The sequence below is a fragment of the Shimia sp. genome, from assembly GCF_022448905.1.
Lineage (GTDB): Bacteria > Pseudomonadota > Alphaproteobacteria > Rhodobacterales > Rhodobacteraceae > Shimia.
The window spans coordinates 1-24,161 of sequence record NZ_JAKVCW010000018.1 but is presented as its reverse complement, the minus strand read 5'-3'; the positions used below and the strand labels follow the sequence as shown (position 1 = coordinate 24,161).

The window sequence follows — 24,161 nt, the reverse complement described above, 5'->3', positions numbered from 1 at the left end:
TGTGAGGGTAATGATGGCAGAGAACAGTTTGTATTCAGATCCGGCGTTGATTTCGGTCTATGACGCGCTCAATGCAGGGCGCGAGGACATCGACTATTACCTGTCGCAGTTGCCCAATATGCCGCAGCGGGTTTTGGACATTGGCTGTGGCACCGGACGATTTGCGCTTGAGTTAGCCGCCCGAGGCCATGATGTCTGTGGCGTTGATCCGGCCCCCGGGATGGTGGCATTTGCGCGCGAGAAACCCGGTGCGGACCTGATCGAATGGTACGTTGGGCGGTGCTGTGTCGTGCCCAAGTCGCGGCCGTTTGATTTCATCTTTATGACCGGGCACGCGTTTCAGTGTCTATTGAGTGATCAGGACATATCGCGCCTCTATGCGGAGGTTGTGGCGCGGCTGGCGCCGGACGGGGTGTTTTTTGCCGAGAGCCGCAATCCGGCTGTGAAGGCTTGGGAGCGGTGGTGCCCGCAGAACGCGGGGCCGCCGGTGGCCTTGGCAGAGGGGCGCTCGGTGCAGGTTACCCATGAGGTGACATCGGTGCGGGACGAGCTGGTGCGGTTTGTGGAGACGTACCGGTTTGCTCCCGAGGGCACGGAGCTGTGCTCGGAGAGTTGTTTACGGTTTAGCGCGAAAGATCAGCTGGAGGCGTTGGCGCAGCAGGTTGGGCTGGGCGTTCGGCACCTGAGCGGGGGCTGGGATGGTCAGGTCTTTGAGGAGGCCAGCAGTCCCGAGATTATCTTAGGGTTGCAGTTCCAGAACTAAAAAGGCCCGCCGGAGGGGCGGGCCTTTGTGTTTTTGTGGGGTGCCTTACCGTCCGCGGATGCGTGGGTCGAGCGCGTCACGCAGACCGTCGCCGAGGTAGTTCACCGACAGTACGGTCAGCGAGATTGCCAGACCGGGCCAGAACACGCGTTCCGGGTAGTCCTGCAGGTACTGTACCGCGTCGTTCAGCAGGCGGCCCCAGGTTGGGAAGTCTGGCGGGAAGCCAAGACCCAGGAAGGACAGCGCCGATTCCGTGATGATCGCGTTGGCGATGCCCAGGGTTGCCGACACCATGATGGGCGACAGCACGTTGGGCAGGATATGACGTGTAATCATGTTCTTGTTGGAGGTCCCGATAGACCGGGCCGCCAGCACAAATTCACGCTCTTTCAGCGCCAGCACATCGCCGCGCACGATCCGCGCGGTGGGCATCCAGGAGGTGATGCCGATGGCGATCACGATCAGGATAAAGATGCCACGCTCTGGACCCACGGCCGCAGACAGCGGTTCGCGGAAGAGCATCATCATCACCAGCAGCAGAGGCAGGATCGGAAGCGCCAGGAACAGGTCGGTCAGGCGCATCAGCGGGCCGTCGAGTTTCTTGAAGAACCCGGCGATGATGCCGACAAAGCTGCCCAGCCCCAATGCCAGCAACATGGCGGTCAGGCCCACGGCGATGGAGGTCTGGCCCCCGGCCATCATTCGCGCCAGCAAGTCACGGCCCAGTTGGTCGGTGCCAAATGGGTGCGCCAGGCTAGGCCCTTGGTTGCGCGAGCGGATGTCGATGTAGGTGGCGTCATAGGGCCACAGCAGCGGACCGATGAAGACCCCGAAGACAATGACCAGGAAGACGATGCCACCGAGCAAAGCGCCTTTGTGCGCTTTGAACTGGTGCCACACATCGTACCACTGGCTGCGTGGTGGGGTGGATGGCTCGGTGTTGGTGGTATCAGTCATAGCGGATCCTCGGATCAAGAATGCCGTAGAGCACGTCTGCGATCAGGTTGAAGAAGACGATCAGGAAGGCGAACATAAAGGTCAGCGTCTGCACGGTGGGCAGGTCGTTGGCCTGAATGGCCCCGATCAGCTGTGCGCCGATGCCGTTCACGGAGAACACCTGCTCGGTGATGATCGCGCCGCCGAAGATGGCTGGCAGACCCAGCGCAATCACGGTCACAACCGGGATCATCGAGTTACGCAGGACGTGTACCATCACAACCACACGTTCGCTCAGGCCTTTGGCACGCGCGGTGCGCACGTAGTCCTGGTTGAGGTTGTCCAGCATGGAAGCGCGCATGTAGCGGCTGATCTGGGCGGTGGTTTGCAGGGCAAGCACCATCACTGGCATGATCATCTGACGCAGCTGATACACAAAGCTGTCCCAATCCACGACCTCATGGGTGGTGTCGTAGATGAAGGGGAACCAGCCGAGGTTCACCGAGAAGATCACAATCACCAGCGGGCCGGTGAAGAACGGCGGAATGGAGTAGCCGATCATGGTGATGAAGGTACCGGCCTGATCGAAGATCGAATACTGCTTGTAAGCAGAATAGATGCCGATAGGCAGGGCGATCAGGATGCCAACGATGTAGGACATGCCCACAACCCACAGGGTCTGCGGCAGGCGCTCTACAACCACGTCCATCACTGGACCGCGGTGCTGCCAGCTGATGATGCGCAGCTTACCTTCGGAGAAGGTGGTGCCAAACATGTGGTCAAACAGCACCTGGGGTTCCACCCAGAAGAACTGGACCAGCCATTTGTAGAATCTGATGTAGCCAGGTTCGCCAAGGCCAAGGGCCAAGCGCATTTTTTCTTTGACCTCTGGCGGAACGGTCAAGGGAACTTGTGCCATCGGGTCGCCCGGCGCGAGCTCGAGCAGGAGGAAGATGACAAGTGAGATAAAGAGCAACGTCGGGATCGCGAGGATCAGACGGCGTATGGTGAAGGTCAGCATGGAAGCGCCTTTGTGCGTCGTTTTTGTTGTTTAGCCCCGCGCAGCGACCTGACTGGGCGGGGCTTAATAGAGTTGGGGCGAGCTTTGAAGCTCGCCCCGCGTCGGTGAATTACTTCACACGATGCCAGTCTGCAACATTCCACAGCTCGGAGTCCCAAACGTTCAGGACAACGCCGCCCAGAGTGTTGGAGTGTGCCGAGACGCGGCCACGGTGCACGAGAGGCACGATGGTGTAGCTGTCTTTGGTCAGCATGTTGTTCATCTTCTTGGCAATTTCGCCACGCTTCTCGATGTCACCGGTGCGTGCCAGTTCGTCGATCAGAGCGTCGTATGCCGGATCACAGAAGCGGTTGATGTTCTCACCCTGCCACTGGGAAGATGGCTTTGGCTCGCCGCCACAACGGTACGCTGCGAGGTACTGCTGAGGGTCGGTGCCGTTGAAGGTGTTCGCATACATTTCTACGTCTGCGTAGAACTTCTGGAAGGTGTCAGGGGAGCCTGGGTCACCACCGAAGAATACGGATGCGGACAGGTTGCGCAGTTCGGTTTCAACACCGATCTCGCTCCACCACTGTTTGATCAGAGCCTGGAAGTCCTGACGTACGGCGTTTGTGGAGGTCTGGTACAGGATGGACAGTTTTACGCCGTCTTTGGCGCGGATGCCGTCGGCACCTTTCACCCAGCCAGCTTCGTCCAGCAGCGCGTTCGCGCCGGCGATGTCCTGAGTGGCACAGTAGTCGTTGCCAGCTGCGTAGTTCGCAGGCACAGGCACCAGGTCACAGGTTACTTTACCTGCTTTACCGTAACCGATTTCAACCAGCAGTTCGCGGTCGATCGCCATGGACAGTGCCTTACGCACGTTCATGTCGGACAGGAATGGGTGTGGGTGAGCAACAGTCGCACGCTCGCCTTCCGGCAGATCGGCGGACGGGTTGGTCATGTTCATTTCCAGGCGCTCAACCAGCGGGCCGAAGCCTGCGATCGCTTTACCTTTGCCGCCTTCTTCCATCTTCGCGATGACGTCGGGTGCCAGCTGCAGGTTCCAAGCGTAGTCAAACTCGCCGGTTTCCAGTACCGCACGGCCTGCACCGGTTGCGTCTCCGCCACCTTTGAAGGTTACGGTTGCGAAGGCTGGTTTCGCTGGATCACGGTAGTTCGGGTTGGCTTCGTACTGGATCACGTCGTTGGTTTTGAAGTCAGTCACAACGAACGGGCCGGTGCCGATTGGGCCAAAGTTCTCAGCAGTACACTCAGGCGCTTTGGCACCGGTGCAGTTCTCGAACTGAGCTTTCTGGATGATTGGCGACTGACCGCCAACGAATGGGCCATAAGGATTTGGCTTTGGCTGGTTGAAGGTCACTTTGACGGTTTTTTCGTCCAGTGCTTCAATGTTTTCCACGCCGTCAAAGAATGCTGCCTGTGCGCAGCCGCCTTCTGGGTGCATGCAGTATTCACCGGTGAATACAACGTCAGCGGAGGTCACTGCGGTGCCATCGGACCAAACCATGCCGTCAGCGATGGTCCAGGTGATGGTGGTCAGGTCCTCAGATACGCCGCCGTTTGCCACGGTTGGGATCTCTGCTGCCAGGTAAGGAACCATTTTGCCGGTTTCGTCGTAACGTGCCAGCGGCTCCAGGGTGAGGGAGGCGGATTCAACGTCCTTGGTACCGGAAGACAGGTACGGGTTCAGGATGGATGGCGCCTGCCAATATATAATGTTCACGTGGCCGTCCGAACCGCGCTCTGCCATGGCTGCTGGGGCCATCACAAATGCTGCTGCGGCGCCAAGCATCAAAGTCTTTGCTTTCATGTCTCACTCCATGTTGGTGCACGCAGGTCGCGTGCTTTTAGGTGAATTGTCTCCACCCGGTTTTTGCTTGTCTAGAGAGGGCGCAAATGAGCTCATTTGCGGTTTCACAAAGTGAAAAAGTCGTACTCCCCTCAGACTGCAGGCATCACAGACCAGTGAGGGTAAAAATGCAAGGGGCCAAATTGAATAAATGTTCATTCAGGGCCTGAATCTGGGCTGTCTTGGTTTGACCATTGCATTTATGGGCGATAGCTTCGCCGCGAGGGACAACAAAAACAAAAGTTAAGGGGAGTCACCTTCATGTTGGACAACGCCATTGCGTCGATCGAGAATCTGCGAGTCGAGTTCCAGACCAAGGACGGGCCCGTGGTGGGCGTGGAGGATGTTTCCTTCAAGGTGAACCCTGGCGAAACCGTTTGTATCGTTGGAGAATCCGGCTCCGGTAAATCGGTGTCTTCGCTGTCTCTTATGCGTCTGGTGGAGTTTGGTGGCGGTGATATTGCCGGTGGCAAACTGCTGTTTGATCGCAAAGACGCGGATGATGTGGACCTGTCCAAGGCGGATCAGGACCTGATGCGGACGATTCGCGGCAACGAGATCGGCATGATCTTCCAGGAGCCGATGACCGCACTGAACCCGGTGTTCACCGTGGGGCGTCAGTTGACTGAAGGTCTGCGTTTGCACAAAAAACTGTCAAAAGCGGACGCTGAAGCGCGCGCACTGGAGTTGCTGCGTCAGGTACGTATCCCTGAGCCGGAGCGCCGTCTAAAGCAGTATCCACACGAACTGTCCGGCGGGATGCGCCAGCGAGTTGTGATCGCGATGGCGATGGCCTGTGAGCCGCGCTTGCTGATCGCGGACGAGCCGACCACCGCACTTGATGTGACCATTCAGGCAGAAATTCTTGCGCTGATGGATCGTCTGAAACGTGAAACCGGCACTGCGGTGATGTTCATCACCCACGACATGGCGGTTGTGGCGCAGATGGCCGACCGCGTGGTGGTGATGTTCCGCGGCAATAAGGTGGAAGAGGGCACCGTCGAAGAGATCTTCGAGAACCCGACCCACGACTATACCAAGGCATTGCTGGCGGCCGTGCCAAAGCTGGGCGAGATGCGTGGCACCGATGTGCCGTCTCCAATGAAGCTGTTTGGCGACACCACCCACAACACCGATCCGATCCCGGGCACCGATGAGGTGATCCTGGAGGTGAAGAACCTCGTGACCCGTTTCCCGGTGAAAGGCGGCCTGATGCGCCGCACCGTGGCCAACGTGCACGCGGTAGAAGATGTGTCCTTCACTGTGAACAAGGGCCAGACCCTGTCGCTGGTGGGTGAATCCGGCTGTGGTAAGTCGACTGCCGGTCGCTCGCTTTTGCGGTTGGTGGAACCAACCAGTGGGCATGTGACCTTTGATGGTCAGGATGTGATTGGCTTGGACCACAAGCAAATGCACGCGGCGCGCCAGCAGATGCAGATGATCTTCCAGGACCCGTTTGCCTCGCTGAACCCGCAGATGATGTTGCAGGATCAAGTCTCTGAGCCGATGCGCAACTACGGCACGCACTCCGGGGCTGAGCTGCAAAAACGCGTGGAGATGTTGTTTGACCGGGTGGAACTGCCGCGCAGCTTCATGCGCCGCTATCCACACGAGATGTCCGGTGGTCAGCGTCAGCGGATCGCGATCGCCCGTGCGTTGGCTTTGAACCCGAAACTGATCGTCGCGGACGAGGCCGTGTCTGCGTTGGACGTTTCGGTACAAGCGCAGGTTCTGAACCTGATGATGGAGCTGCAGGCCGAGATGGGCATTTCTTATGTGTTCATCAGCCACGACATGGCCGTGGTGGAACGTGTGAGCCACCATGTGGGCGTGATGTATCTGGGCCGGATTGTAGAGATTGGCCCCCGTCGCGCAGTGTTTGAGAACCCGCAGCACCCCTATACGCAGGCGCTCATGAAGGCGGTTCCGATTGCCGATCCACGTCAGCGCAAGTCTGAGAAAGACCTGAACTTCAAGCCGATCCCGTCGCCGATCCACCCTGTGGGTTATGAGGCCGCGCCGTCGGAGTACAAAGAAGTGGCGCCAGGCCACAAGGTTCTGATCACCGACAGCGGGTACTAAGCCGATGGCGGAGCGTCTGAGCCCGCGGGCCATTTTGGACAAGCTGGTGTCGTTTCCGACTGTGTCGAACGACACCAATCTGCCGCTGATCGAATGGGTGCAGGAGTATCTGGCGAGCCACGGCATTGTCGCGCATCAGCACCCACATGAGACCGATCCGGCGAAGGCGGGGTTGTTTGCGCATGTTGGACCTGACGTTGAGGGCGCGATTGTGCTCTCCGGCCATACGGATGTGGTGCCTGTTGAAGGCCAGCCGTGGTCAACCGATCCGTTTGAGGTGGTTGAAAAAGACGGCAAGCTGTTTGGGCGTGGCACCTGTGACATGAAGGGCTTTGATGCGTTGGCGGTCTGGGCCATTGTTGAGGGGCACTACAGTGACCTCAAACGTCCGCTGCAATTGGCTTTGTCTTATGACGAGGAAATTGGCTGCACCGGCGCAGCGCCGCTGATTGAGAGCATCAACAAGTATTTCCCCAAGGGCTCGGCCACCATTGTGGGCGAACCGTCGATGATGGGCGCAGTGACCGGCCACAAGGGCGGTCAGGGCTTCAACGTGCATGTGCGCGGCTTTGAGGTGCACAGCTCGCTGATGCACACCGGTGTGAATGCGATCATGTATGGTGCCAAGCTGATCGAATGGGCCAACGAGATGAACGCTGAGAACCGCGCCAAAGAGGCAGGGCCGGTGGCGGCGACGTTTGAGCCGCCTTGGACCACGGTGCATGTCGGCGTGATTGAGGGCGGCACCGCCCACAATATCACGGCGCTCGATTGCCGCTTTGGTCTCGACTTCCGCATTGTGCCGGATGAGAACCGCGACGACTGGATTGCCCGTTTCAAAGCCAAGGTGGCTGAGGTTGAGGCGGAGATGCAGGCGGTTGTGCCGGAGAGCCATATTGCGCTGCAGGAGAAGTTCTATGTGCCGGGCCTGATGCCGGAAGAGGCGGGCGAGGCGGAGGCCTTGGTACGGCAGTTGACCGGGGACAATGCGCCCCGTGTGGTCAGCTATGGCACTGAGGGCGGGCATTTCCAGGATGCAGGCTACTCGACCGTGATCTGCGGCCCGGGTGACATTGCCCAGGCGCATCAGCCGGATGAGTTCCTGTCCGTGGCGCAGTTTGAGGCTGGGCAGGGCTTTATGCAGAAGCTGATTGTCGCCTGTTCCTGAGATCTTACCAAAGGGTCACGAAATTAACCGAAATCAACGGTTAATGCCTGTCAAATTTTAACCATGGCTCCAGAAACCCGCCGATTACCCCATTCGGGGGGCTTGGCGGGTTAATAACCTGTTGATAACGTCGAGGCGATCTCAGGTGTTGGAGTGCCATGCGTCATAGTCTTCCGATAGTCCCGCAGTTTTATGTGACCGCCCCACAGCCGTGCCCCTATCTGGACGGACGGATGGAGCGCAAGCTGTTCACGGCGCTGCAAGGGGACAACGCGACGGCCTTGAATGACGCGCTGTCGCAGCAAGGCTTCCGCCGCTCGCAAAACGTGCTGTATAGGCCGTCTTGCACCGACTGCAACGCCTGTATGTCCGCGCGGATTGATGTCTCCAAGTTCACCGCCACTAAAAGCCAACGGCGGGCTGCACGCCGCAACGCACATCTACAGCGCCGGGCGACTTCGCCATGGGCCACTGAAGAACAGTTTGACCTGTTCCGCCGCTATCTGGACAGCCGTCACGCAGACGGCGGTATGGCGGATATGGATGTGTTCGAGTTTGCCGCAATGATTGAGGAAACCCCGATCCGCAGCCGCGTGGTGGAGTATTCCGATCAGGACAGCGGCCAGCTGACAGGCGTGTGTTTGACCGACGTGCTCGAAGACGGCGTGAGCATGGTGTATTCGTTCTATGATCCGGAGATGAGCCGCACCTCTTTGGGCACGTTCCTGATCCTGGATCATATCGAAATCGCCCGCGAGGCGGGGTTGCCTTATGTCTATCTGGGCTATTGGGTGCCGGGCAGCCAGAAGATGGGCTACAAAGCCAAGTTCTCTGGCCTTGAGGTTTTTGTCGGCGGCAAGTGGCAAGAGATGCGCGATCCCGAGGACTTCTCGGAAGATCACCATCCGTTGTCCTCTCCACCCATTGCCGAGCAAGTGGCGAATATCTCCTTGCCTGAGGTGCGTGGCCGCAAAGTTTAACCGACTTCCCTCTAAAGTTGACTAAATTTGATGGTTGCGTCAACTTTGGGCTTGTTTTTGTTGGGGAGGTTAACGTGAATTCAAATGAACTTCAGAAGGCTTGGGCCTATCATGATGCCGCAGATCAACTGCTAAATGGGCGCATTCAATCATTCCTGATTGCTCAGGCGTTCTTGGTGGTTGGCTATGCTCAAATTTTGACAGCTGCTGCGTTTCCCGAGCGGTTGGATCTCAAGGTCTTTTTGGTGGGGGTTTCATTGCTGGCGATGTTCCTGACACTTGTTATGAAATCGTTATCTTCGCAGTTGTCGCGCGGAATCCGCGCACTGAAGAGAGATTACCTTTTGCATGAGAGCCACGGGGATGAGGTGTATAAGAGTTACTTCTCAGCGGTGCGTGGTGACGGAGTAGAACCCACATTGGACGGATTCGCTCGTGGTTGGACGAAGGTTATGCCGATCAGTTTCCTGGTGTTCTGGGCGGCCGCAGCTGGGTACGCGCTTTATTCAATTTCTATGACTTTGAGTGCCTAAGTAACGCCTTGGCCGAGGCAAAACGCGGCACCGGACAGTGCCGCGTTTCCTAATTGTTGCGCTCCGCTCACAAGCGACAGAGCACATGAAGCAGGCGTACCTTAGTTGGTTGCGCTCATGCCCATGGCGCGCTTGGACATAAGCTCAATCGCGTTGCCTGCTGCGCGAGTGTAGGGCGGCCAGAACATGCTCTCCTCAAAGAAGTCCGGGTTGGCCTCGATCAGAGGGTTTGTGTCCACCAAACCGGAGGAGGCGACCATACCGAGGCTTTCCACCACGCGGGTCTGAACCTCTTTGCCGATAAAGTAGTTGGCAAAAATCTCCGCCGCTTCCAGCTTGTCGCCTTCCAGATGTTTGGCAAAGTTGATGGTATCGAGCCAAACGGTGTTGCCCTCTTCAAATGGCACCAGACCCCAGTTGCCGCCCGCTGCGATGGCTGCGGAGGCACCTACGCCATAAGAGGCCACCAGATCGTATTCGCCGGTGAAAGGTGGGGAGGCGCTCCAGAAGTGGCCCACCTGGCCGTAGAGCGCATTCACGGTCTGTTGCAGCTCGCTGTCCGGGGCGGCGAGGGCGCCCAAGGCGGCACGGTCGCCGGACACATCGTTCACTTCAAAGGCGGAGCGACCAAGCGCCAGCAACGCCAGAGACACGTTTGGATGCACCTGACCATCGGTCAGTGACAGGCGGCCTTTCCACTCCGGTTCCAGCATGGCGTTCACAGAGGTCGGCATGTCCTGCACCGTGTCGAGATTGGCCCAGATGCCATAGGCACCGCCGCCCCATGGAATATAGAGGTGCTGATCGCCTTTCATGCCCATCGGAATGTCGGTCAGCGCCTTGGACAAGTGCTGGTAGTTTTCCAGACGGGGAGAGGTCACATTGATTGGCTGCAACATGTTGGCAGAGGGGCTGCCTTCCATGTGGATGTAGTTCAGCGTCAGGAAAGACACATCCACATCGCCGGAGCGCAGCATGTCAAACATCTGCTGGGGGCCTTCGGCCACGGTCTCCAGCAGGTTGACCTCTACGTCGTAGCCTTGCTCCTTCAGCAGCGCGTTCACCGCCGTAATTTCGGCTTCGGTGACGTAGCCGTCCCATGTGAAAATATTGAGCTGTTCAGTGGCCTGCGCCATGCTTGCGCTTGCCGCCAAAATACATCCCATCAAAGCGTGTTTCATCTAGGCACCCCAGTTGTTGAAATTAGTGTTTGCGCGACCGGGCAAATGCGCCCCGATCGGCTTGAGGGCACGATTGCGCGCCAACCCCTAACAACCTGTGAATGAGTACCTTCTGGGTTGTGTATTTCCCTGGGGTATGTCGCGCGAAGTTGAAAGGCACTTGATTTCAATTGTGTCCAGTCCTGTGCGCACAAAAAAAACGCGGCGCCCGGAGGCACCGCGTTCTCACATTCCGCAGATGCGGTGACGTGATTATTCTTCGGCTGCGGCTTCTTCGCCTTCAGCTTCGCCGTCTTCGTCGTCACCAGCGGAGCGCAGGCCGGATGGTGCGGACAGGTTCGCGATCACGAAGTCACGGTCGATGGTTGGCTTTGCACCTTCAGGCAGGTCGATCTGGCTGATGGTGATGGTGTCGCCGATGTCCTTGCCGGTCAGATCTACAACCAGACGCTCAGGGATGTCGCCTGCGGTTACGTTCAGCTCAACTTCTGGACGGACAACGGTCAGAACGCCGCCCTTCTTGATGCCTGGTGCCGCTTCTTCGTTTTCAAAATCAACGTGGATGAACAGGTTGATTTTGGAGGTGCGACGCAGACGCAGCAGGTCGATGTGGGTTGGCAGGTCTTTTACGGTGTCACGCTGAACGCCGCGGCAGATCACGCGTACGTCTTCTTGACCTTCCACTTTCAGGTTGAACAGTGTGGACAGGAAGCGACCGTCTTTCAGTTTCTTGAACAGAACGTTGAAAGGGATCTGGATTGCCAGTGGATCTGCTTCGCCACCGTATACAACACCAGGAACGAAGCCGTCACGACGTGCTTGACGAGCGGCGCCCTTGCCTGTCCCCGTGCGTGCTTCGGCGATAAGATCAGGAATTTGACCAGCCATTTTGAATTCTCCATATACATAGGCAGGGATCCTCCAAGGCTGTATCCCCACGTGAAGACGCGCCTATAGCGCGGATTTGTCAGAATGCAAAGGGGATTCGCGCACTAGGAGCTGTGAAATTCCCGCAAAACGCCCCCAGCGGCCACAACCCGGTCATAGAGCGCAAAATCCGCTGGCCGCGCGGCGCGAAATGCAGCCTCCACGTCAGGGGATAAAACCGCCTCCACCTTTGGGGAAACATTCTTTGGCTGGGGCTCGACCCGATGTCCAAAGCGTGCCTCGATGAAGTCCTGAAGCAGGTCTTGGCGCTCATAGGCAAAGAGATGGTCCACCGGCACGTCGCCCACTTCCAAGGACAGGAAGGACGCCTGCGACCCGATGCCGGCGGCTTTGGATGGGCGTGGGCTGATGGCGTCCAGCACATACTCGTCAAAGCTGACACCGCCGTGGCACGTTGAGGCTTTCGGGTCCATGCGTTGCGGGCTGCGGTATTTGTACCAACTCCGGGCATGGTCAATTGGATCGCGGATTACCGCAAAACGCTCCGGAGTGAGCCCGTAGGTGTCTTTCAGAAAGGGCGCAAACTTGGCGTGGTATTTGCCAACGGTCATGTGTTTCACGCCTTTGGTGAAAGCAATGTCCGCCCGTTTGCGCAGCGCCAGCGCATAGGCTGTCGAGCCGGTTTTTGGCACCGACAGAAATGCCAGATTTGGTTTGAAAAAGACCAACATACGCGCGATACCTCTTGCCCGAAGCGTTTATGGCGCGCCGGACAAGAGCTTGTCAAAGCAATTGCTTAGCCCTGCCAGCGGCCTTCGAAGTTTTCCGGCACCAGCAGGATGTCGCGGTCCAGTTCTTCAATGGTGCGGCGGCCACAAAGCGCCATGGACACATCCAACTCCTTGTGGATCACCTCCAGCGCTTTGGTCACGCCCGCTTCGCCCATCGCCCCCAGGCCGTAGATAAAGGCGCGCCCGATGTAGGTGCCCTTGGCGCCCAGAGCCAGCGCTTTGAGCACGGCCTGGCCGGAGCGGATGCCGCTGTCCAGATGCACCTCGACCTCATCGCCAACGGCTTCCATGATCGAAGGCAGGGCGCGAATGGCGCTGAGCGCGCCGTCCAGCTGGCGACCGCCGTGGTTGGAGACGATGATGGCGTCGGCTCCAACTTTAAGCGCCATTTTGGCGTCATCGGCATCCAGAATGCCTTTCAGGATGACCTTGCCGCCCCATTTTTCTTTGATCTTGGCCACCTTGTCCCAGTCGAGGGTGAGGTCAAAGCTCTGTGCCGTCCACGCGCCCAGATCGGCGGTGTCGGTGATGCCTTCGACATGGCCCACGATGTTGCCAAAGTTGCGCCGCTTCGCGCCCAGCATCTCAATGCCCCAACGCCATTTGGTCATCAGGTTGGCAATGGTGGAGGGGGTCAGTTTGGGTGGAGCAGACAGGCCGTTTTTCAGGTCTTTGTGACGCTGGCCCAGGATTTGCAGATCCAGCGTGATGACAAGCGCGGAACAGTTGGCGTCTTTGGCGCGCTGGATCAGGCGGTCGACGAAGTCTTCGTCGGTCATGGTGTAGAGCTGAAACCAAAACGGCTTGGTGGTGGCCTCGGCCACATCCTCAATCGAGTTGATCGACATGGTGGACAGGGTGAAAGGCACGCCAAATTTCTCGGCAGCGCGGGCGGCTTTGATCTCACCATCAGCACATTGCATGCCGGTAAGGCCCACCGGCGCAAGCGCCACCGGCATCGCGACATCCTGCCCGATCATCTGGCTGGCGGTAGAGCGGCCAGACATGTCGACGGCGACCCGCTGACGCAGATAGATGTCGGCAAAGTCCGATGTGTTCTCCACAAAGGTCTTTTCTGTCCAGCTGCCGGTCTCGGCATAGTCGTAAAACATCCGGGGCGCGCGGCGTTGGTAGAGGCGCTTGAGGTCCTCGATGCAGGTGATGACAGGCATAAACTCACTCTCAGGTCGCTTTTTGGTAAATCTTCTTTACCAATGCGGAGTGGTTTGCGCAATCCCCCTAGTCGGTTAACAAGATGTTTACTCTTTGCTCTCATAATTTCTTGTTGTAATTGTACGAGTGACGCGGAGGACCGCATGAAAGGCATTGTTTTTGTCGAATTGATCCGAATGGCCGAGTCTGTGATGGGCGAAGAGGCGGTGGATGATATCCTGGACAAGGTGGAGTTGGAGAACGACGGCGCGTTCAGCGCGGTTGGCAATTATCCTTGTCGCGAGCTTTTGCAGATTGTGGACGCTGTTGGCGCAGAGCTCGGCGCGCCAGTGGAAGCCTTGCACAAGCAGTTTGGCCATTGGATGTTTGGCCGGTTTGTGGAGGGCTATCCAGAATTTTTTGAGAATAAGACAGACGGCTTTGACATGTTGGAGTCGATCGAGAACGAAGTGCATGTTGAAGTGCGCAAGCTCTATCCCGAAGTGGAACTGCCGACCTTTGCCACCGAGAGGCTGGCGGATGGGCGCTTTAAAATGGTTTATTCCAGCGAGCGTCCCCTGCATCACTTCTGTCACGGGCTGGTTGAGGCGTGTTTGCAGCATTTCAAACATGACGCGTCCATCGAAATGGCAGAGCGCAAGGAGGGCGAAAAATTCTGCGCTGAGTTTGTGATGCAGAAAGCGGCCTAATGTATTTACGCGAGGCCATAGCGCCCTCAAAGGATGCGGTGTCCCGGCGACGATACATGCGCGAACGCGTCGCACGGGAGGAGGCGGAAACGCTTCTGGAAGGCAAAAGCCGGGAGCTTTATGAGGCCAATCAGCGGTTGCAGAAGTTGCTGGGCACCATGGAGCAGGCGGTGCAGGACCGTACGCGGGAGCTGGACGAGGCACGGGTGGCGGCGGAGTCGGCCAATGAGGCCAAATCGGTGTTTTTGGCCTCGATGAGCCACGAAATTCGAACGCCGCTCAATGGGATTCTCGGCATGGCCCAGGCGCTGGATGACAGTGGGTTGAGCGAGGAACAGACCAAATTGGTGACCATTCTGGGGGACAGTGGCCGGCTGTTGCTGGCGATCATCAATGATGTGCTCGACATCTCCAAGATCGAGGCGGGGAAGCTGGAGTTCGAGATCATTCCCTACCGGCTCACCGATCTCGTGGATGCTATGCGCCACCATTATCAGTTTCGGGCACAGGAAAAGGGGCTCGCTTTTAAGACCGTGATGTCTCAGGCGGCGCGCTGCTCGGTGAAGACAGACCCGGTGCGTTTGCAGCAGGTGGTTGGCAATCTTCTTTCCAATGCGATCAAGTTCACTGAAACCGGCTCTGTCGAATTGCTTGTGGAATTGCTGCCGCATCGATCGGGCAAGGCCGTTCTGAGCATTAAAGTCAAAGACTCCGGGCTGGGCATTCCTAAGGCACAGCAACTGCGGCTTTTTGAGCGTTTCAGCCAGGCGAATGCCAGCGTGATCCGTATGCATGGTGGCAGTGGGCTGGGATTGGCAATTTCGCGGCATATCTGTGAGTTGATGGGGGGCGAGATTTCGCTGCGCTCCAGTCCTGGAGAAGGGGCGGAGTTTCATGCCAAGGTGATGGTCGAAGTGTCTGACGACAGGCCTGCTCATACGGGAGCGCGTTCGGCCGCAGATGCTGGGCGCAGCCTATCTGGCCTGCGGGTGTTGGCAGCAGAAGACAACCGCACCAATCAGATTGTGCTCAAACATATGTTGAAGAAAGTGGGGCTCGCACTGGACATTGTCGACAACGGCGAAAAGGCGGTGCAAGCGTTGGAAAAGACCCGCTACGATATGGTGCTGATGGACATCAATATGCCGGTCATGGACGGGTTGGAGGCCACGCGGCGCATTCGCGAAATCGAAAGCCGCAACATGCAGGAGCCAACGCCGATTCTGGCCGTCAGTGCCAACGCCATGGTGCATCAAGTGGCCGGTTACTTGTCCGAAGGCATGAGCGGTCATGTGCCCAAACCCATCAGTCGTGACAGTCTCGTGCAAGCCATGGCTTCCGCGCTGGAGACCGAGGGGCGCTGGCCGGATTAGTCTGCGGCATACAATGGCCTGGGGTCAGATGGTTTCCACCTTACCGGAGTAGACCTCAACGATGTGTTTGTCTGCCGCTGCCGCCAGGGCCGCGATCTCGGCATTTTGGATGTCAGACAAAAAGCCCTGCTCCGGCGCCTCAGCAATGGCCCTTAATGCGTGGTCCTGCGCGACGCCAAAGGCGGTGCGCCGGCCGCTGGCCTCATAATCGTCGCGACCAATGCGTTGGAAAATCTCGGGCGTGTGCTGATCGCGACAGCCCGCCACCGTGTGGTCGCTGTCCAGGAAATGACCGCCCACGGGTACTTTAAGCATCTCGTCAAAGTTCAAGGCCGCGTCATCTATCTCCGGCACCCGCAGAAACCGCCGCGCCATGCCGCCTAACTCATTGTCCAAGACCGCCTGGACCGGGCAATACACGGTGGCGCATTCCAACTGGCCGATCCCGCCGAGAATGTCGGCGCCAGAAAGGGACACGGTTTGCATCAGCAGCGCGCGTTCCGCCATCGATTGATGATCCGAATCCGGCGTGTCCGAGCCGGAGCCATAGGTGTGGGCCATAAGGCCAAAGCCGTGTTTCACGAGCTGGATCGACAGAGAAGCCGCTTGCATGGCCTCCACGGAAGATTGCAGCGCGCTTCCGGTGCGCATGTCGAGTGCAAACATCAAGGGCGTGGCGATCACGGGCAGGCCGGGGGACAGCACATGCGACATGGTCACCATGCCCACCACCTCGGCGACCGCCATCACCGCAAGTGCAGCGGGCGACAGGGGCGCGGTGCCACCCGCGCTGGGCAAGGAACAGGCATGCACCGGCACGCCGTATTTACCACAGGCAATGATCACCTCGGTGTCCATGTATTTGAACTCCAGCGGTGAGAAAGAGCAGGTGATGGTGCTGGTCGACGGGTTGGCGCGCAACGCATCCTCGCTCCCCGCCGAGATGGCAGCAATCTTGAGCAGGTAGTCGATGTTTTCCTTTTGGTACGGCTGCATCCAAACATGTTTTTGCGTGTTGGCGGAAATAGCCGCAAAGCTGTGGATGTCGGCGGTCACCTCCGGCACGCCGTGCACAAAAGGATGCGCGATGAAGCCCACTTGATCCAGCGTGTTGGCCACGGCAGCAATTTCGCGCGCCGCTGTCAGGTCCATGTTGCGGTAGCTGGCATCGCGGGGATCTACATAACCATGCCCGCCGGTGCCCGTGCGCAGGATAAACCCGCCGTCCAGCCGCGGCACCTGCATGTCAAATTTGCGATCCCGCCCCGCAAGCCGACAGCTTTTGGGGGTGGCCTCCAAAGCCTCTTGCACCATCGCGCGGGGCATCTTCAAACGGCCGGCCTCCGCGCCTTCGATTGCGCCAGCTTTCAGAAGCGCCGCCTTGGCTTCGGGATGCACAATCATCACGCCGTAGTCCGCCAGCAGGTCCAACACGCGTGTTTTGAGCGTGGTCATACGGTCGCTGTCGAGAAAGCCAAACTGGGCACGTGGCCCTATTACATGCTCAAGCGCAAAGGCATCCGCGGAGGCCCGGCTGACCGGCGGGGACTTGCGTCCACGACGTTTGCGAGGGGCTGTAGAGGGGGATTGGTCGGTGGCCATGATGTGCGCTCCTTGTCAGAAGGGATAGGGCACACACCGATTATGCTCACTGCCTGCCGACTTGAGCGCGCAAAGGATAACATGGCGCGGTGTTCCGCGCCAAATGCTTGTTGGGATCAGGCGCGGTGAGCACCATCTGCCAGAGATTTCACAAAGGCCAGAACGTCGTCGACGGATTGACCCTCCGCGATTTGGCTGACGATGGCGGAGCCGACAACGGCACCATCCGCCACGGAGGCGATGTTTTCAGCTTTTTCCGGCGTGTTGATGCCAAAGCCAACAATCACAGGCAGGTCTGTATTGGATTTGATGCGCGCAACTTCTGGGCCCACATTGGTGGCCTCTGCCTCGGCGGAGCCAGTGATCCCGGTGATCGACACATAGTAAACAAAGCCCGAGGTGTTCTGCAGCACTTTTGGCAGGCGTTTGTCATCCGTTGTGGGGGTGGCAAGGCGGACGAAGTTCAAACCAGCCTTCTGCGCGGGAATACACAGTTCGTCGTCTTCTTCCGGTGGCAGGTCCACAACAATCAACCCGTCAATGCCGGCAAGCTTTGCATCGATCAAAAACTTGTCGACGCCGCGTGAGTAGATCGGATTGTAATAGCCCATCAACACAATTGGGGTCGTGTCATCTACGCGCCGAAACTCGGTGGCGAGATCCAGAGTACGCTCGAGTGTCATTCCACCATCAAGCGCCCGCTGGCCGGCCAGTTGAATGGTTGGACCATCAGCCATTGGGTCGGTGAAAGGTAGGCCGAGCTCGATGATGTCGACGCCAGCTGCGGGCAGGCCTTTGACAATCTCAAGCGAGGTTTCATAGTCCGGGTCTCCAGCCATGACGTAAGATACGAAGGCTTTTTTTCCAGCAGCATTCAGTTCGGCGAATTTGGCGTCGATGCGAGTCATGAAGATCCCTCAGAGTTTTCTAGCAGCAGATGTGCCGAAAACTTTGCGGGAAATCAATCCTTGCTGACCTCACGTGCTGCTTAGCTCGTTTCATCCGCAACCATAATCATCCAATGGGTGCCAAACTTATCTTTGCACATGCCAAACCCAGCAGAGAAGAATTGCTTTTCAAACGGCATAATCACCATGCCGCCATCGCACAGTTTGTCATAGCACGCCTTGGCCTCTTCGACAGACTTGGCATGATGGGCGACCGACACGCCGGCTTGTGGTTGATATGGCATGCCTTCGGCCATGTCGTTGGACATCAAGAGCCAATCACCTTTCTTGATATGGCTGTACATAATCTTGTCGCTCTGCTCCATGCCGATGTCTGGTGGCGCCTCTTTGAAACGCATTTTGACAACCTCGTCGGCGTCAAAGGTCTCCGCGTAGAAATCCATCGCGGCTTCGCTGGAGCCATCAAAGTAGAGATAGGGGATAAACGTCATACCAAAACTCCTTGTTTAATAGGGCGATCCTAACACGTGGCTTGCGCCGCGCCCAAACTCAGCATAAGTGCGAGACAAACCAGAGACAGGAGACCGGACATGGGTTTCAAAATGGGCATCGTCGGATTGCCAAACGTTGGCAAATCCACGCTCTTTAACGCGCTGACCAAAACCGCTGCGGCGCAGGCGGCGAACTTCCCGTTCTGCACCATTGAGCCGAATGTGGGCGAGGTGGGCGTACCGGACGCACGGTTGGACAAGCTGGCCGCGATTGCGCAATCCAAGCAGATCATCCCGACCCGCATGACCTTTGTGGACATCGCCGGTCTGGTGAAAGGCGCGTCCAAAGGTGAAGGTTTGGGAAACCAGTTCCTAGCCAACATTCGCGAGACCGATGCAATTGCCCATGTGCTGCGCTGTTTTGAAGATGGCGACGTGACCCATGTGGACGGTCGCGTTGATCCGGTGGCAGATGCGGAGACCATCGAGACCGAGCTGATGCTGGCGGATCTGGAAAGCATCGAGAAGCGCCTTCAAGGCATCGTGCGCAAGGTGCGTGGCGGTGACAAAGAGGCTGTTCAGCAGGAGCGTCTGTTGAAAGCGGCACAAGAGATGCTGGAAGATGGCAAACCTGCGCGTCTGGTCGAGGTTGACGAGGAAGATGCCAAGGCCTGGAAACTGCTGCAGCTTCTGAGCACCAAGCCGGTTTTGTATGTCTGTAACGTGGGCGAGGCCGAGGCTGCAGACGGCAATGAACACTCTGCTGCCGTGGCTGAGATGGCCGCAAAACAGGGCAACAGCCATGTGATCATCTCCGCACAGATCGAAGAAGAGATCAGCCAGCTGGAAGATGAAGAAGCGGAAATGTTCCTCGGTGAGATGGGCCTGGAAGAAGCCGGTTTGGACCGTCTGATCCGTGCGGGATACGAGCTGTTGCATCTGGAAACCTACTTCACGGTTGGCCCCAAAGAGGCCCGCGCCTGGACCATCCGTCAGGGCACCATGGCGCCTCAGGCGGCTGGAGTGATCCACGGTGACTTCGAAAAAGGCTTCATCCGCGCCGAAACCATTGCCTATGACGACTACATCGCCTGCAACGGTGAAAGTGGCGCCAAGGAAGCAGGCAAAATGCGGGCTGAGGGCAAAGGCTATGAGGTGCAGGACGGCGACGTGATGCACTTCCTGTTCAACACCTAAGTCGATTTTTGATCAGTGCCGGCCCCGTTGGGGGCCAGCACGTCGTGTCCGCAAAATGGCTGGGATCAAGAGCTGATCAGATGACAGCCAGCAGCATCTTCACCAGAGTCGCCAAAGTTAAAGCCGTTCCAATATTCATCTGGAATGGCCCGAAGCGCGTCTGACATGAACGGGTTGGCAACTTCGATGCAAGTCCGCGCGCTGTCGTTCACCTTTGCCTTAGCCTCGGCGATGGTTGGCGCTGCCTCAAACAGAGCTTGAAAAGAGCCATCCTCCATTGCGATGGTCAGGCCACGTTCGATGGCTTGTGCCAGTTCTTCTTGAGACGGATCAACGTACATCAGGAACGCAAGGCGATAGCGGATCAGGATGGAATCGTCCACCATGAGGTTCGGCAGTTCGGCGGCATGGCCTTCGACTTCCGCGTACGGTTCAAAAACGGCGCGTGTGTAGGCGTCGCAGCGTTTGGCATGGGTCATTTTGAAGAGGTTTTCGTAATTTGATTTCACCATGTTGAAGCCAGCGGCTTCGAGAATATTGGTGTCTCCCCAGCCCAGCCCCTGGCATATAGAAAGAGCCATGAATTCGTTGTGGGTGTCGATCTCGTCAAAGCGGTCTGCGTTGTCTTTGTGGATGATGGCGATGCGGTTGCCCAACAGTCCCCGATAAAGGGGGAAGTAAATGGGCCGCAGGTTGTCCTCATAAAACGGGTCGGCCCCAAAGAAGCCCACGGTCCAGTCGCCCTTTTCTTTCATCAAAGTGGCCATGCGTTGGTGGGACGCGGGCTCTGGTTTGGGAGCCAAAGTGTAGTCAAGCCCCGCTTTGGTCAGGGCGAGTTCCAAGACGTCCAATGGATAGTCATAGCGACGGTCGTTGTCCGCAAGTTGCGGGTATGTGACGGTGATCGGCTCTGCAGCAACAATGGTTGCGGCCACTGATAGGCCCAGTGCACATAGGGTTTTCCGAATGATAGTAATTTAGTTTTCTCCTCAAATTAAATCGGCCCTATCAAGCACGCCGGTGTCTAATAAAAGGTGAAAGCATGTTGCTGCAGAGGTGCGTCAATCTGCGAGGAATAGTTCAAATTTGACTGAGCTTGTTAATCTACTTCAGTGCCCGTGCCAGAAATGCCTGGGTATCGGGGTGCTTTGGTGTGACAAACAGAGCGCTAGGCGCACCTTCTTCGACCACTTTGCCGTTCTTCAGGAAACAGACTTTATCTGCCGCCTCCCGGGCAAAGCCCATTTCATGGGTCGCCAGCACCATGGTCATGCCGCTTTCTTTCAATAGGCGCAGCACGTCGAGCACTTCTCCGACCAGTTGCGGGTCCAGCGCGGAGGTGATCTCGTCAAACAACATCACTTCCGGTTTCATCGCCAAAGCGCGCACAATGGCGACCCGTTGTTGTTGTCCACCGGAAAGCTGGTCCGGGTAATGGTCCATGCGGTCGGCAAGGCCAAAGCGCTCAAACAGCTCGGTGACCTCGGGGCGCAGCGCGGCGCGGGATTTTTTGTAGACCCGCCGAGGCGCGAGCATCACGTTTTCCGCCGCGGTCATATGTGGAAAGAGATTGTAGCTCTGAAACACCATGCCAATGCGGCGGCGCACCGGTTGAGGATCCAGGCCGGGCAGGGAAATGTCCTCGCCATCGAGCAGAATTTCCCCGTCCTCAATGGTCTCCAACAGGTTGATGCAACGCAGCAGCGTGGACTTGCCCGCCCCAGACGCGCCGATCAGACAGACCAACTGGCCTTCCTCTACTTCCAAGTCGATGCCATCGCACACGGTGTTGTCGCCAAAGCGTTTCTCAACCGCTTTCAGGGTGATCTTCGCCATCAGCTGCGCTCCCGGTTTTGCTTGGCCATGAGGTAGTCGGCATAGCGGGTGGCTGGGATTGTGACTGCGAGGAAGATCACGGCGGCGCCCACATAAGGGGTGAAGTTCGCGAGCAGCGATTTGAAAACACCGGCCTGGCGGAAGATTTCCACCGGTCCAATGAAGCTCAACAATGCAACGTCTTTTTGCAGGGCGATGAACATGTTCATCTGCGCTGGGATCACGCGGCGGATGGCTTGGGGCAGGATCACAAACCGCATGCTGTCTGCATCCGATAAGCCGAGCGACGCAGCGGCGGCCCGTTGGCTGGTGTGCACGCTTTCGATGCCAGAGCGGAAAATTTCCGCCACATAAGCCGAATAGGTCAGGATCAACGCCAAGGAGCCCCAGATGTAGGGCGAATTCCATGGGCGGGGCAGGCCGAGGCCAGGAATGCCAAAGCCGATCAGATAGACGGTTAGCACTACAGGCACGCCGCGGAAGATGTCGGTGTAGGCCGCGCCTAAAATGCGCAATGGAAACAATGCCGGATTGCGGGTGTCGCGTGCCAAAGCGACCAACAGGCCAAGGATGACAATGGCCGGTGCGCTCCACAAGAAGATCGCCACGTCGAGCTTGAAGGCCTCAAGCAGCTTAGGGAAGGTTTTGGCAAAGACCTCCCAATTGAAAAAGCTGGCCTTGACCCGGTCCCATCCCGGTGCCATCGGCACAAGGATCACAACGGCCAAAAACACCGCCAACGTGCTGCCGCCCGCGATCAGCATAGAGCGGCGGCGCAGGCGGTCTTCGTAAATCTGGCGGCGGGTTTTGCCCGCCGCGTTGGTCTTGGTCATGGTCTTTGATCAGCTTATTTGATCAGCGGCACACCGGTGGTTTCCTGAAGCCATTCTGCTTCAATCGCGGCCAGTTTCCCGCTCTCGGTCAGGGCTGCGATAGCCTCATCGACACAGGCTTTCAAGGCGTTGCCTTCTTCCAGCAGCAGACCAAAGCGGTCCGGGTTGTCGGTGCGGTCGGCAGGGAACTGGCCAATCACGGAGGAGCCTTCGACGACAACGGCGCTCAGGTACAGCGCGGTTGGCAGGTCAAACAGCGCGGCGTCGATCTGACCAGCCTGCATCGCAGCAGTCACATCTGCGTTGTCGCCGTACAGCAGCGGCATGTCATCTGGCCCAATGGTGTCCATCAGCACAGGCACGGCGGTGGTGCCGCCCATCGCGCCCCATTTCAATGCTTTGAGCGCGTCCACTGTGGCAGCGGTGTCTTTGGCCTCCGCAGAGGCCAGGATCGCCATCGGTGCGGCGTAGTAGGCAGACGAGAAGTCGACCATTTTCTCGCGTTCTTCGGTGATGGAGAACTGCTGCAAGTTGAAGTCAAAGTCTTTTGGCCCCGGCTGGATCGCCTGGTCAAAGGAAGAGCGCACCCAGGTCACCTTGTCCGCGCCAAAGCCCATTTCTTCAGCCACGGCATAAGCCACAGCCGCCTCAAACCCTTTGCCGCTTTCTGGCGCATCATCCATGATCCAAGGATAGTAGGCCGGGTTGCCGGTGGCGATGGTCAGAGTGCCCTCGGTCAGGGTCTTGCCGTCGGCACAATGGCCTGCGGCAAAAGCGGCGGAGGTGGTCAGCGCGGTGAGCGCGGTGGCGGCAATAACTTTGTGAAACACGGTGAATTCTTCCCTTTTGAACTGTTTGGTCAAAACATGCTTGGGAAGGGCCGTGTTGTCCAGCGGAACTCTTTGACACAATCGAAGTGCACGTGATTAACCAGTACCAATGTGTACAAATCAGGCATTCATTAGGGGGTGATGGCGGAGACGAAGGGACAAACACGTTCCAACAAATTCAATTACTTAAACCGGCGAACCAGCCAAGAACTGCGCAATATCGCGTCAAAACAAATTTCCGAGTTGGTGAACCTTTCACCTCGGAAAATTTCCTGCCAAAAGACTGCATCTGCACCGAGTGCTCACCAGGAGTTTTTCCTATGAGCAGGAAGGTAAAAAAGCAGTTTCCAGGCACAAGTTCCTATCTCGATCGGCATGGAAAACGTCGTTGGAGATATCGGAAAAAAGGTCTCTCAGTTGAGCTCGGGACCAACTATGCGTCCAAGGACTTTCTTCGACGTTATGAGGACGCTGTTTCCGATGTCGAGAGGCCGAAATCAGAACGCCGCGTTCTAAAGCACAGCTTCTATTCGCTGTCCGAGAAATATTATCAATCATCTGCTTATGAAAAACTGGCGGCTTCGACCCGGAAAAAATATCGGCGCACGCTCGAGAGCTTTCTTGCCGAATATGGTGAGAAGTCTGCCGCTACGATCAAGTTACGGCACGTTCGAAAGATTCTAAATGACCTTCACAATACCCCGAGTGTTGCCAATCAGTTGCGTCTGCTGCTGCAGTGTCTGTTTGAACTCGCAATGGACTATGAATGGAGAAATGATAACCCTGCAGACAAGACTAAGCCTTTGGCGGAAAAAAAGGAGAACATCCATACGTGGAGCGAAGCTGAAATTGCCAAGTTTGAGGCGCGACACCCGGCTGGAACACTGGCCAACACGGCGATGAACCTCATGCTCTACACAGGAGCAGCCCGGGTCGACGTCGTTAAATTGGGCCCCCAGAACGTTGTGGAAGGACGTCTTCGGTTGTCTGACGTCAGCACCTATGGGTCCAATTAGGGTGATTTGATAAGGGAGAGT

23 protein-coding genes are annotated in these 24,161 nt (G+C 57.5%); 9 read left to right on the top strand and 14 right to left on the bottom strand.

The window, feature by feature from the left end:
- Positions 1-13 precede the first annotated feature (13 nt).
- Positions 14-763, top strand: a complete 750-nt coding sequence (locus MK208_RS18260) for a class I SAM-dependent methyltransferase (RefSeq protein ID WP_294118958.1) — start codon at positions 14-16, stop codon at positions 761-763.
- Between the two features lie 45 nt (positions 764-808).
- Here the strand turns inward: MK208_RS18260 and MK208_RS18255 are convergent, their stop codons facing one another.
- The 3 genes from MK208_RS18255 to MK208_RS18245 form a co-directional block, all read right to left on the bottom strand.
- Positions 809-1,720, bottom strand: coding sequence for an ABC transporter permease (locus MK208_RS18255; RefSeq protein WP_294118957.1), 912 nt, complete (start codon positions 1,718-1,720; stop codon positions 809-811).
- Positions 1,713-2,720: an ABC transporter permease gene (locus MK208_RS18250; protein ID WP_294118956.1), complete on the bottom strand. Its 1,008-nt coding sequence runs from the start codon at positions 2,718-2,720 to the stop codon at positions 1,713-1,715. Before MK208_RS18250 ends, MK208_RS18255 begins: the two co-directional genes overlap by 8 nt.
- Before the next feature lie 109 nt (positions 2,721-2,829).
- A complete protein-coding gene (locus MK208_RS18245; protein ID WP_294118954.1) occupies positions 2,830-4,530 on the bottom strand; it encodes a peptide ABC transporter substrate-binding protein in 1,701 nt (566 codons plus the stop codon).
- A 300-nt stretch (positions 4,531-4,830) separates the two neighbouring features.
- On the opposite strand from MK208_RS18245, the gene MK208_RS18240 reads away from it, so the two are divergent.
- The 4 genes from MK208_RS18240 (at position 4,831) to MK208_RS18225 (ending at position 9,332) form a co-directional block, all read left to right on the top strand.
- The gene (locus MK208_RS18240; protein WP_294118953.1) at positions 4,831-6,651 is read left to right on the top strand and encodes an ABC transporter ATP-binding protein; all 1,821 of its coding nucleotides are present in this window, start codon (positions 4,831-4,833) and stop codon (positions 6,649-6,651) included.
- A gap of 4 nt (positions 6,652-6,655) precedes the next feature.
- Positions 6,656-7,819, top strand: coding sequence for an acetylornithine deacetylase (gene argE, locus MK208_RS18235; protein WP_294118952.1), 1,164 nt, complete (start codon positions 6,656-6,658; stop codon positions 7,817-7,819).
- 158 nt (positions 7,820-7,977) lie between these two features.
- Positions 7,978-8,799 carry an arginyltransferase gene (locus tag MK208_RS18230; RefSeq protein ID WP_294118951.1) on the top strand — a complete coding sequence of 274 codons (822 nt, stop codon included), beginning with the start codon at positions 7,978-7,980 and terminating at the stop codon, positions 8,797-8,799.
- A 17-nt stretch (positions 8,800-8,816) separates the two neighbouring features.
- Positions 8,817-9,332 (top strand): hypothetical protein, encoded by a 516-nt coding sequence (locus MK208_RS18225; RefSeq protein ID WP_294118950.1) that lies wholly within the window; start codon positions 8,817-8,819, stop codon positions 9,330-9,332.
- Between the two features lie 101 nt (positions 9,333-9,433).
- Here MK208_RS18225 and MK208_RS18220 read toward each other — a convergent pair whose 3' ends face one another.
- The 4 genes from MK208_RS18220 to MK208_RS18205 all read right to left on the bottom strand — a co-directional run bounded on the left by MK208_RS18220 (position 9,434) and on the right by MK208_RS18205 (position 13,364).
- Positions 9,434-10,513, bottom strand: a complete 1,080-nt coding sequence (locus tag MK208_RS18220; RefSeq protein ID WP_294118948.1) for an extracellular solute-binding protein — start codon at positions 10,511-10,513, stop codon at positions 9,434-9,436.
- A 252-nt stretch (positions 10,514-10,765) separates the two neighbouring features.
- Positions 10,766-11,401 (bottom strand): 50S ribosomal protein L25/general stress protein Ctc, encoded by a 636-nt coding sequence (locus MK208_RS18215; RefSeq protein ID WP_294118947.1) that lies wholly within the window; start codon positions 11,399-11,401, stop codon positions 10,766-10,768.
- 104 nt (positions 11,402-11,505) lie between these two features.
- Positions 11,506-12,132 carry a sulfotransferase family 2 domain-containing protein gene (locus tag MK208_RS18210; protein WP_294118946.1) on the bottom strand — a complete coding sequence of 209 codons (627 nt, stop codon included), beginning with the start codon at positions 12,130-12,132 and terminating at the stop codon, positions 11,506-11,508.
- A gap of 65 nt (positions 12,133-12,197) precedes the next feature.
- Positions 12,198-13,364 carry an alpha-hydroxy acid oxidase gene (locus tag MK208_RS18205; protein WP_294118945.1) on the bottom strand — a complete coding sequence of 389 codons (1,167 nt, stop codon included), beginning with the start codon at positions 13,362-13,364 and terminating at the stop codon, positions 12,198-12,200.
- A gap of 144 nt (positions 13,365-13,508) precedes the next feature.
- On the opposite strand from MK208_RS18205, the gene MK208_RS18200 reads away from it, so the two are divergent.
- Both MK208_RS18200 and MK208_RS18195 read left to right on the top strand, forming a co-directional pair.
- On the top strand, positions 13,509-14,054 hold the full coding sequence (locus MK208_RS18200) for a heme NO-binding domain-containing protein (protein ID WP_294118944.1): 546 nt from the start codon (positions 13,509-13,511) through the stop codon (positions 14,052-14,054).
- Positions 14,055-14,110: 56 nt separating this feature from the next.
- Positions 14,111-15,427, top strand: a complete 1,317-nt coding sequence (locus tag MK208_RS18195; protein WP_294118943.1) for an ATP-binding protein — start codon at positions 14,111-14,113, stop codon at positions 15,425-15,427.
- Between the two features lie 24 nt (positions 15,428-15,451).
- Here the strand turns inward: MK208_RS18195 and MK208_RS18190 are convergent, their stop codons facing one another.
- The 3 genes from MK208_RS18190 to MK208_RS18180 all read right to left on the bottom strand — a co-directional run bounded on the left by MK208_RS18190 (position 15,452) and on the right by MK208_RS18180 (position 18,428).
- Positions 15,452-17,029, bottom strand: a complete 1,578-nt coding sequence (locus MK208_RS18190; protein WP_294118942.1) for a trimethylamine methyltransferase family protein — start codon at positions 17,027-17,029, stop codon at positions 15,452-15,454.
- A gap of 116 nt (positions 17,030-17,145) precedes the next feature.
- Positions 17,146-17,937, bottom strand: coding sequence for a tryptophan synthase subunit alpha (trpA, locus tag MK208_RS18185; RefSeq protein WP_294118940.1), 792 nt, complete (start codon positions 17,935-17,937; stop codon positions 17,146-17,148).
- An 80-nt stretch (positions 17,938-18,017) separates the two neighbouring features.
- Positions 18,018-18,428: a VOC family protein gene (locus tag MK208_RS18180; RefSeq protein ID WP_294118938.1), complete on the bottom strand. Its 411-nt coding sequence runs from the start codon at positions 18,426-18,428 to the stop codon at positions 18,018-18,020.
- Positions 18,429-18,527: 99 nt separating this feature from the next.
- Here MK208_RS18180 and ychF point away from each other — a divergent pair, with 99 nt between their 5' ends.
- Positions 18,528-19,625, top strand: a complete 1,098-nt coding sequence (gene ychF / locus MK208_RS18175; protein WP_294118936.1) for a redox-regulated ATPase YchF — start codon at positions 18,528-18,530, stop codon at positions 19,623-19,625.
- Between the two features lie 65 nt (positions 19,626-19,690).
- Here the strand turns inward: ychF and MK208_RS18170 are convergent, their stop codons facing one another.
- The 4 genes from MK208_RS18170 to MK208_RS18155 all read right to left on the bottom strand — a co-directional run bounded on the left by MK208_RS18170 (position 19,691) and on the right by MK208_RS18155 (position 23,124).
- Complete coding sequence (locus tag MK208_RS18170) at positions 19,691-20,560, bottom strand: hypothetical protein (RefSeq protein WP_294118934.1); 870 nt, start codon at positions 20,558-20,560, stop codon at positions 19,691-19,693.
- A gap of 169 nt (positions 20,561-20,729) precedes the next feature.
- Entirely contained in the window at positions 20,730-21,461 is a 732-nt protein-coding gene (locus MK208_RS18165) for an amino acid ABC transporter ATP-binding protein (protein WP_294118933.1), read from the bottom strand.
- Entirely contained in the window at positions 21,461-22,294 is an 834-nt protein-coding gene (locus MK208_RS18160) for an amino acid ABC transporter permease (protein WP_294118932.1), read from the bottom strand. Before MK208_RS18160 ends, MK208_RS18165 begins: the two co-directional genes overlap by 1 nt.
- A gap of 14 nt (positions 22,295-22,308) precedes the next feature.
- Entirely contained in the window at positions 22,309-23,124 is an 816-nt protein-coding gene (locus MK208_RS18155; protein WP_294118931.1) for an ABC transporter substrate-binding protein, read from the bottom strand.
- A gap of 92 nt (positions 23,125-23,216) precedes the next feature.
- Between MK208_RS18155 and MK208_RS18150 the strand changes: the two genes are divergently transcribed.
- Positions 23,217-24,140 (top strand): hypothetical protein, encoded by a 924-nt coding sequence (locus tag MK208_RS18150; RefSeq protein WP_294118929.1) that lies wholly within the window; start codon positions 23,217-23,219, stop codon positions 24,138-24,140.
- Positions 24,141-24,161: the final 21 nt, after the last annotated feature.